The sequence below is a fragment of the Mesorhizobium sp. M7A.F.Ca.MR.362.00.0.0 genome (assembly GCF_004023175.1).
GTDB lineage: Bacteria > Pseudomonadota > Alphaproteobacteria > Rhizobiales > Rhizobiaceae > Mesorhizobium.
Genome location: NZ_RZTF01000095.1, coordinates 12,977 through 15,170, shown reverse-complemented (window position 1 = coordinate 15,170; position 2,194 = coordinate 12,977). Strand labels below are relative to the sequence as shown.

The following is a 2,194-nucleotide window of genomic DNA, read 5'->3' as shown; positions in this document are numbered from 1 at the left end:
GCTTTGGCTTCAATGTCGTGCTCATCGGCAGCGCGGTGGTCGGCTCCGCCGCTGTCGGGGGCTTCGCCTTGATCGAAGCCGATACGCCGCACTGGATGATCGGCCTTTACGTCTTTGTCTTCGGGGTCATCCGGTCGGCGCAGTTCATGACCTCCAACACGCTGTCCTATGCCGACCTGCCGGACGACAAGCTCAGCCGCGCCACCAGTCTCGGCGGCGTCCTGCAGCAACTCAGCGTTTCCCTGGGCGTTTCGATCGCCGCCATGGTGCTGGGCCTTGTCGCAGGAGAAACCCACATCGTGACAGCGGAACGCTTCCACCAGGTGTTCCTGCTGACCGCGGTCATCCCGCTGCTGTCCGTCCCCGGCTTCCTGTACCTGCATGCCGAGGACGGCGTGCAGGTCAGCGGCCATGTTCGACCACGAAATTCTCGTTGACGCCGCGCCTTCGGCTGTCCTGGAGACATCGAGCCCGCCTGTCTGCCTGGCTGCCACCAATCGGCCCGGACCAGCTCGTGGCGCTCGATGTCTTCCATGCTGGAATTTCAGGCGAAGTCCGCTCCCGCGCTTTTCTTCGAGAGCCGCGAAAGAAGGTGAACAGTCAGCACGACGGCCAGACCGGAGACGAGCGTCGAGAGGGTGAAAAGTGCGCCATAGCCGATGCGGTCGGCGATCGCACCGGCCATCATCGAGCCGATCAGGTAGATGATGATCTGGGCGCAGGACAGAATGGTGAAGTCCGTTCCAGGCTGATCTTTCGATGACACCGCCATGAACAGGCTGTAGAGCGCCACAATCTCCATATAGCGGATCAAGGTCTGAAACCCCGCCGCTCCCAAAAGAGTCCATATGCCCGTGATTTCGCCGGCCGCATGCAGGGCAAACAACAGGAAGCAGATCGTGCGCAAGGCGCCGAGCAGCAGCAGCGTTCGGCCGGCGCCGGAACGTCGAACAAGCATGGCCGCTATGAAGGATCCGGCAATGCCGGCCGTCGCCGCAGAAATACCGCTCAGATATCCGATCGCCGACAGCGGCAATCCGACGTCGACGAGATAGGATCCCTCCATGGATTTCACCAGCCCTTCGCTCGCCCGGTAGGTCAGTGCGATCATCAGGACGGTCACGGCTTCCGGGCGCTTGAGAAAGCTGGAGATCGAAGGTTTCGCCCGCGGTTCGGCGTTTTTTGTAGCGGTGTCCTCCGGCATGAAGGCGATCGCAATCAATGGAAGGGCTGAGACCGCCGCGATGGTCAGCACCATCGCCTGCCAGCCGACCCAGCCATAGAGAAGCAGGGAAACGGTGCCGCCGACGATGACGCTGAGTGCGACCGCTCCGCCCTGGATTGCGTTTCCAACGGCGCGATCCTCTTGCCTCAGGGCGAGCGTGGCATAGCCGTCGGTTGCAATGTCCTGCGTCGAGGTCAGCACCGCGATCGCGAAACCTATTGCGAATATGGCTTTCAGATTGGTCGGTTCCACAAGGGCGAGTGCCGCAATGGCGATCACAGTCCCGATCTGCGTGGGAAGAATCCATCCGCGGCGGTGCCCGATCGCCATCGGCCTGATCCGATCGACGAGCGGTGCCCAGAGGAATTTCACCGTCAGCGGGATCATCAGGACGGCAAGCATGCCGATGGCCGTTCTCGACACGCCAAGCTCGCGCATGATCGGCGGCACCGCGGCGACCAGGAGATAACCCGGAATACCCTGGGCGAGGTAGAGACCCGCCAGCACGGCGAACAGCCGCAAACGCTGCCAATCCCGCCGCTCTGCCGGCCGGCTGATGGTCTCGGATGCGAGCCCGCTCATGGCCGAACTGCCTTGTCGAGATGTTTGGCGGCGAACTGCCGCGCTTCCTCTCTGTCGCTGGTGACGTGGACCGGAATAGCCCAGAGCCGCTCGAACGATTGCCGCGATCGTGGGTTGGGATTGTCACGCACCAGTGCCAAGGCCCGGCATGCGCTGGAGATGCGCTGCCGCGTGGCCTTGGCCCATGCGGCCTGACGGACTTCCCCCTCTCGGGAGAGATGAGTGCTGCCGGCAATATCCACCACGATGGCATAGGGTCCATCGAGGTTGCCGATCCGGTCGAGCGCCTCGAGGTAGTCGGCCTCGTCGGTTGCCGCGTGCGGAGGGTAGAGGCGCAGGTCGACGATGCCGTCCTTGTGCATCTCGAAACGAACCATCTCAGAAGGT

General features: G+C 62.9%; 2 protein-coding genes and 1 pseudogene. 1 reads left to right on the top strand and 2 read right to left on the bottom strand.

Translation table 11 applies throughout. From position 1 onward, the window contains the following. Nucleotides 1-437: pseudogene (locus EOC06_RS42530) on the top strand (MFS transporter); the annotation flags it as partial. Nucleotides 438-544: 107 nt separating this feature from the next. Here EOC06_RS42530 and EOC06_RS14590 read toward each other — a convergent pair. Next, nucleotides 545-1,807, bottom strand: a complete 1,263-nt coding sequence (locus EOC06_RS14590) for a RhtX/FptX family siderophore transporter (RefSeq protein WP_127272287.1) — start codon at nucleotides 1,805-1,807, stop codon at nucleotides 545-547. Next, nucleotides 1,804-2,184: a hypothetical protein gene (locus EOC06_RS14585; protein ID WP_127272286.1), complete on the bottom strand. Its 381-nt coding sequence runs from the start codon at nucleotides 2,182-2,184 to the stop codon at nucleotides 1,804-1,806. The genes EOC06_RS14590 and EOC06_RS14585 overlap by 4 nt, the downstream gene beginning before the upstream one ends. Between the last annotated feature and the right edge of the window lie 10 nt (nucleotides 2,185-2,194).

Bases quoted from the DNA above. Each gene is read 5' to 3' on its own strand.
- EOC06_RS14590 (WP_127272287.1), bottom strand. From the start codon at position 1,807: ATGAGCGGGCTCGCATCCGAGACCATCAGCCGGCCGGCAGAGCGGCGG.
- EOC06_RS14585 (WP_127272286.1), bottom strand. From the start codon at position 2,184: ATGGTTCGTTTCGAGATGCACAAGGACGGCATCGTCGACCTGCGCCTC.